The following is a 6,435-nucleotide window of genomic DNA, read 5'->3' as shown; positions in this document are numbered from 1 at the left end:
CCGCCTGACACACCGGCCATCACCCGCCGGAGATCGCGATCGGCCGAGCTGCTACACCACTCCCCGGGACACGACCCGGCGGCATCTGGACGCAGCCGCGATCCGCCGCCTCGCCCTGCTGGTGCGGCGGCAGATCGGCGTGCCTGCCGACACGCCTGCGATCGCCCTGGACGACCTGATCCGCGAGACCGCGTTGGTCGAAATCAATGGCCGGCAGGTCGCGGTGGTCTGGGATCTCGCGCATCCGGTGCACGACGAATCCGGCGCGCCAGTGTTCGGGCTGTGTGACGTCGATCCCGACGAACCGGACTGCGCCCTGGTCTCCATCAACAGCGCGGTCACGAGGGGCCGCGCGGACCTCGCCCTCAGCACCGCGGCGCACGAGCTCGGCCACGTCCTGTTCGACGTGCCGCAGGCGCTCGCCTGCAACAGCACCTATCGCGGCGTGGCGCGCGACGCGGCGTCGCTGCACCGTGCGGGTCGCGGCGCGGAGGCGCGCGCCAATGAGTTCATGGGTGCGCTGCTGGTGCCGCCCGTCGCCCTCCACACGCGCCTGCTCGCCCATGCGCGCACTGAGGGATTGCGCCTCGCGCGCGGGCCGCACCAGGGGCGGCCCGGCAGCCCGATCCTCGCTGCCGAGAACCCGGCGGACGTGGTCAGCGGCGTGATCGCCGCGCTTGCTGGCGACTTCGGCGTCTCGGAGCGCTTCATCGCCGTGCGCCTCGCGCGCTACGGCCTCGTGCAGGAGGGAGTGCGATGAGCTTCGGCCGGACCGTCCGCGCCAGGCGGACCGCGCTCGGGATCGGTCTCAACGACTTCTCGGCCCGGCTCGGCATCTCGCCGGCCTACTGGTCGCGCATCGAGCGCGAGCTCGAGAAGCCGCCGCGCGACGAGCTGATCGAGCGCGCTGCCGCGATCCTCGGGATCCGGCTCGATGAGCTGTTCGTCCAGGCGCAGCGTCTGCCGCCGGACATGCAGCGCGATCTCGGCCGCGTCGTGCTGGCCTATCGGCGCATGCGCGCGCAGGGAATGCGGTGAGGGGCAACGTGGCGGTCAGCAGTCTGCGCAAGCCGTTCTACCGCATGGAGGAGATCTGCCGGCGCTGGGGCATGACCCTGGTCGACCTGGAGGCCTTCGTGTTCGCCGGCGATCTGACCCTCAGCGTCCAGGTGGTCGATCTCGAGATCGAGCAGGGCCTGATCGAGCCCTCACCGGATGGATCGCTGTGCCACCTGCCGCAGGGAACCAAGTACGTGACCGGTCTGCTCGACCTGCGCGGAGCTGATGCATCGCGTGTGCTGCGGAGAGGCGAGGACGCGGTCAGACAGTTCGCGGTCAAGCAGGGGGAGTACGTCCATGTGGCGCCCCCCGGCGCGGAGTGGTCGTACCTGAACGTCGAGCGAAAGGATCTCGTGGTGCGGCACGCCGAGCGCGAGCGGTTCGAGGCCGCGCATCAGCTGGCACAGCCGACGATCCGGGAGCTTCCGGCACGTCCGCGTGGCGCGCAGCCGATCCACGACTGGGATGCGTTCTGGATCGAGACCTGCCGGCTGCTCTTCTTCGACGGCGTGCCGCCGAGCCAGGCGGCACTGATCCGTCACGTGCAGGCATGGTTCGCCGCGCAGGGAAAGAAGGTGCCGGACGAGAGCACGCTGAAGCGCAAGCTCAAGCCGCTCTGGGACATGGTGGCGCCGGAGGCACGCCGCGCGGCGAGCTGACGCGACACGTCCCGACGCGCTTTGGGAAAATCAGCGCGGTCGATCGGTAGATCAGGAACAGGAGGGTCACCGTTCCGTGCCGATCGATCGCGCCGCGATACTCAATCAACATCTCCCGTCCCACCTGCGCGAGGTCTGCGACCTCCTCGCCCGCGGCCTGCTGCGGCTCAGGAGCCGCGCTGCCGAGGACGCCGCCCGTGAGGCCGCGGCGGCGGGAGAGCCTCGCCTACACTTCGTCCCCACCCAGCGCCGTCATGCGAACCCCGAGAGAGAGGGAGACGCATGACCCGCGCGAAACAGCAGCAACCCGCCGCCGCAACAGCGCCCACCCCCACCATCCCTGCCATCCCCAAGCCCGACGTGCCGGCGCGCCTCGCCGCGCTGCCCGGCCTGCCGATCGCGGAGCTCAAGGCCGAGTGGCGCCGGCTCTTCGGCACCGAGCCGCCGCCCTACAACCGGCGCTTCCTGGAAAGCCGGCTGGCCTACCGCATCCAGGAGCTGGCCTATGGCGGCCTCAGGCGCGAGACGCTGGAGCGCCTCGAGGCGCTCGGCGAGCAGCTCGACGGCAGGAACATCACGCTCCGCCGCATCCGCCACGAGCAGCGCCCGATCGCCGGCACCCGGCTGATCCGCGAATACCAGGGCGTCGAGCACATCGTCACCGTCACCCGCGACGGCTACGAGTGGCAGGGCCGGCCCTACCGGTCGCTCTCCGCCATCGCCCGCGCCATCACCGGCACCCGCTGGAATGGCTGGGTGTTCTTCGGCCTGCGGAAGCCTGGGTCATGAGCCGCCGCGACGGCGCCGCAATGCCGGCGAAGGTCCGCAAGCTCCGCTGCGCGGTCTACACCCGGAAGTCGACCGAGGAGGGGCTGGAGCAGGCGTTCAACTCCCTCGATGCCCAGCGCGAGGCCTGCGAGGCCTTCATCGCCAGCCAGCGCGCCGAGGGCTGGGTGCTGGTGCACGACCGCTACGATGACGGCGGCGTCTCGGGCGGCACGCTCGATCGCCCGGCGCTCAAGCGCCTGCTCGCCGACATCGAGGCCGGCCTCATCGACGTGGTGGTGGTCTACAAGATCGACCGCCTCAGCCGCTCGCTGATGGACTTCGCGAAGCTGGTCGAGACCTTCGACACGCATGCGGTGACCTTCGTCTCGGTCACGCAGTCGTTCAACACGACGACCAGCATGGGCCGGCTGACGCTGAACATCCTGCTCAGCTTCGCGCAGTTCGAGCGCGAGGTGATCGGCGAGCGAGTGCGCGACAAGATCGCCGCCTCCCGCGCGCGGGGAATGTGGATGGGCGGGCCGGTGCCGCTCGGCTATCGGGTCGAGAACCGCAGGCTGGTGGTGGACGACGCCGGCGCCGCGACGGTGCGGCGCGTGTTCGAGGGATTCGCGGAGCTCGGCTCCGCCACAAGGCTGCTGCCCATTCTGCGCGAGGAGGGGCTGGTGACGAGCACCGGCCGGCCTTTCGACAAGGGGACAGTCTACAAGCTGCTGGTCAACCGCGTCTACATCGGCGAGGCGGTGCACAAGGGACGGTCCTATCCCGGCGAGCACGAGGCGATCATCCCGCGCGAGCTCTGGGACCGCGTGCATGCGATCCTCGCCGAGAGCCCGCACGGGCGCGCCGCGCAGAACCGCGACCGCCCGCCGGCGCTGCTGCGCGGCCTGCTGTTCGGCCCGGACGGGCGGGCGATGTCGCCGACCTTCACCCGCAAGAAGGGGCGGCTCTACCGCTACTACGTCAGCCAGGCGGTCCTGCAGGGCGGCGCCAACGACGCGCCGTATCGCCGCCTGCCGGCCGGGGAGATCGAGGGGGTGGTGATGGCGCAGGTCCGTGCCTTGCTGCGCCAGCCGGAAGTGGTGGTCGGCACCTGGCGCGCGGCGCGCGCGGAGGCGACGGACCTGACCGAGCCCAAGGTGCGCGAGGCGCTCGCGCGGCTCGAGCCGCTGTGGGACGAGCTGTTCCCCGCCGAGCAGCAGCGCATCGTCCGGCTGCTGGTCGAGCGCGTTACCGTCACCGAAGCCGGGGCGGAGATCCGGCTGAACCTCGAAGGCCTGGCTGGCCTCGCGCGGGACATGGCGGCGAATCTGCCGCGGGAGGCGATCGCGGCATGACCAGCGTGACGGTGGTGGTGCCGCTGACCATCCGGCGCCGCGGCGGGCGGAAGCAGATCATCGGGCCGGACGGGGCGCCGGTGGCCGTGGGCGACGCTGGCGCGGGCGTCGCCACCAGCAAGGGCGATCCGGCGCTGGTGAAGGCGCTGGCCCGCGCGTTCCGGTGGCGGCGCATGCTGGAGGAAGGGCGGTACGCCTCGATCCGCGAACTCGCCGCCGCGGAGGGCGTCGACCGCGCCTATGTCAGGCGGGTGCTCAAGCTCACGCTGCTGGCGCCGGAGGTGGTGGTGGCGATTCTGGAGGGGAGGCAGCCCGAGATGATGTCTTGGCCGGTATTGCTCGCCCGCTCTCCTTTGGTTCGGGAACGCCGTTAGTCCCCTCCAGCGCCGCGCCCTTTTGTCTTGAAATGGTTGCGGCGTAAGGCTCGCTTACGCCCGTCATCTCGGCGTTGAACACCGAAAAAACGTAATATAGCCTCCGGCAACGATTATGCGCATGTGCAGCCTCTTGGCCGACCCCGCGTATCGCCAGGGCGACCGTCTGTCTGCTCGGCGCCTTCCCTGTCTCGGGCAATCTTCTCCTTGGCTATACGACGGAGCGTGGAGTGAAGGCGTTTGACCTCGATCGTAGCCTCGTCGACAGCTATGCGACCTTCTCCCGCTCCTTCTCGAAGGTTCGCGCTCCTGACCTCAAGGCCGCCATCGACAGGCAGTACGACAGCGGCTTCTTCTGGCCTGATGCGCTGCTGTCACTGAATCCGCACTATGAGGCCGGGCCAACCGTCGACGACCTTGCCGCGTCAGGTGATCTCGACCCGCTCACGGCGCAGGTGTTCCGCGCAAAGGGCGAGCCCCTCCGGTTTCACGCTCACCAAGCACAGGCGATAGCGAAGGCGCGCGCACGCCAGAGCTTTGTGGTGACGACCGGCACCGGATCGGGCAAGTCGCTCTGCTTCTTCGTCCCGATCATCGACGCTGTCATCAGGGCGCGGAAGCAGGGGGACGAGCGACGCACGAGAGCCATCATCGTCTACCCGATGAACGCGCTCGCCAACAGTCAGATCAAGGAGGTCGAGAAGTTCGTCGCCCAGGCCGATCTACCTGACCATCTGCGGCCTGCGGTGCGGCGATACACAGGCCAGGAGAAGGAGGCGGAGCGCCAGGCGGTTGCTGCCAATCCGCCCGACATCCTCCTCTCAAACTATATGATGCTCGAACTTCTACTGACCCGGCAGGACGATCTCGACAGGCAGGTCATCGCCAACGCCAGCGGCATCGAGTTCATCGTCCTGGATGAGTTGCACACCTATCGCGGCCGGCAGGGTGCGGATGTCGCGATCCTCGTTCGTCGGCTCCGGGACCGCTGCGCCGGGCCGACACCACCGATCTGCATCGGGACCTCGGCGACGATGGTCAACGAAGGCTCTGATGCGTCTCGGGCGGGGACCGTGGCGGAGGTCGCGTCGCGACTTTTCGGCACCGCAATCGGGCCAGAGGCCGTGATCGATGAGAGCCTTCGGCGCGCGACGGACGACAGCCTTTCCCTGGCTGACGTCCGACCGCTGCTGCGCAGTGCGGTGGGGGCGCCGCTGCCCGACGCCCTCACCGACGCGGAGCTTCGCCGCCATCCGCTATCGGTCTGGGCCGAATTGTCACTCGGGCTCGAGGATGGTCAGGTCCTGCGGCGCAAGAAGCCCATCCCGTTTGGAGAGGCGGCCCAGGCGCTTGCGGCCGAGACGGGCTTGCCAAAGGAGCAGTGTGCCGGTGCGCTCGAAGCCTTCCTGACCCGAGTGAGCCTTCCGGAGTCCGCCCGGGGCGGGTCGGGCGACCGCGCGTTCCTCGCCTTCAAGCTCCATCGCTTCATTGCAGGATCGGGAGAGGTCTACACCACCCTTCGACCGGCGCCACGGAATGTCTCCCTGGAGGGACAGATCAACGACCCTGCTGACCCAGAGGCGAGGCTTTATCCAACCCGCTTCTGCCGGTCCTGTGGGCACGAGTATCATGTTGTCACCTTGGTGGAGACCAACGGCAAGCAGGTTTTCTTGGCCCGCGACATCGACGATACGCCGCTCGCCACTGATGATGGCGACGATCTGGCTGGCTATCTCACGCCGGTCGGAGACGGCGACGAGGAGTACAAGTTCACCGGGGACCTCGAAAGCTACCCCGAAGAGTGGCTCGAGGAGCAACGCGGTGTAGTCCGGCTCAGACCGAACAGGGCCAAGCAGGTCCCCAGACGGATGCACGTGGCTGCCGACGGAACCGTTCGGCCAGATGGGCGGCCGTTCTGGTTCCTGCCTGGGAAGCTGGGCTTCTGTCCGTGCTGCCACGAGATGCCAGCGTCGAAGTCCAGCGAGCGCACGAAGCTGGCTGGACTGTCCGCCGAGGGTCGCAGCTCCGCCACGACGCTCATCGTTTCCAGCGCGCTGGAGTGGCTGAACCGCCCGGGTAGCGCCGTGCCGGACGACAAGCGCAAGCTGCTGGCCTTCACCGACAACAGGCAGGACGCTGCACTTCAGAGGCTGTTTCGGAATGCGGTGGGAACGAGGGTTGGGAGGTCACGGCGGGTTGTGATTCCAACGGGTTGTCGAG

7 protein-coding genes are annotated in these 6,435 nt (G+C 68.8%); all 7 read left to right on the top strand.

Features of this window, described 5'->3' with window-relative positions; all coding sequences use genetic code 11:
• Positions 1-760: ImmA/IrrE family metallo-endopeptidase (locus FK498_RS16465; RefSeq protein ID WP_141856458.1), on the top strand; the 760-nt coding region annotated here is incomplete at its 5' end.
• Complete coding sequence (locus FK498_RS16460; protein WP_141856456.1) at positions 757-1,038, top strand: helix-turn-helix domain-containing protein; 282 nt, start codon at positions 757-759, stop codon at positions 1,036-1,038. The genes FK498_RS16465 and FK498_RS16460, both read left to right, overlap by 4 nt.
• A 44-nt stretch (positions 1,039-1,082) precedes the next feature.
• Positions 1,083-1,718: a hypothetical protein gene (locus tag FK498_RS16455; RefSeq protein ID WP_141856454.1), complete on the top strand. Its 636-nt coding sequence runs from the start codon at positions 1,083-1,085 to the stop codon at positions 1,716-1,718.
• Between the two features lie 282 nt (positions 1,719-2,000).
• Positions 2,001-2,507, top strand: a complete 507-nt coding sequence (locus FK498_RS16450; protein WP_141856452.1) for a DUF2924 domain-containing protein — start codon at positions 2,001-2,003, stop codon at positions 2,505-2,507.
• A complete protein-coding gene (locus tag FK498_RS16445; protein WP_141856447.1) occupies positions 2,504-3,841 on the top strand; it encodes a recombinase family protein in 1,338 nt (445 codons plus the stop codon). Before FK498_RS16450 ends, FK498_RS16445 begins: the two co-directional genes overlap by 4 nt.
• Positions 3,838-4,215, top strand: coding sequence for a hypothetical protein (locus FK498_RS16440; RefSeq protein ID WP_141856445.1), 378 nt, complete (start codon positions 3,838-3,840; stop codon positions 4,213-4,215). The genes FK498_RS16445 and FK498_RS16440 overlap by 4 nt, the downstream gene beginning before the upstream one ends.
• A gap of 230 nt (positions 4,216-4,445) precedes the next feature.
• A partial coding sequence (locus FK498_RS16435; RefSeq protein WP_141856442.1) for a DEAD/DEAH box helicase occupies positions 4,446-6,435 on the top strand: 1,990 nt, incomplete at its 3' end.

Source organism: Elioraea sp. Yellowstone (assembly GCF_006704265.1).
GTDB lineage: Bacteria > Pseudomonadota > Alphaproteobacteria > Acetobacterales > Acetobacteraceae > Elioraea.
The sequence above is the reverse complement of the archived record's forward strand: the minus strand, read 5'-3'. Positions and strand labels throughout refer to the sequence as shown.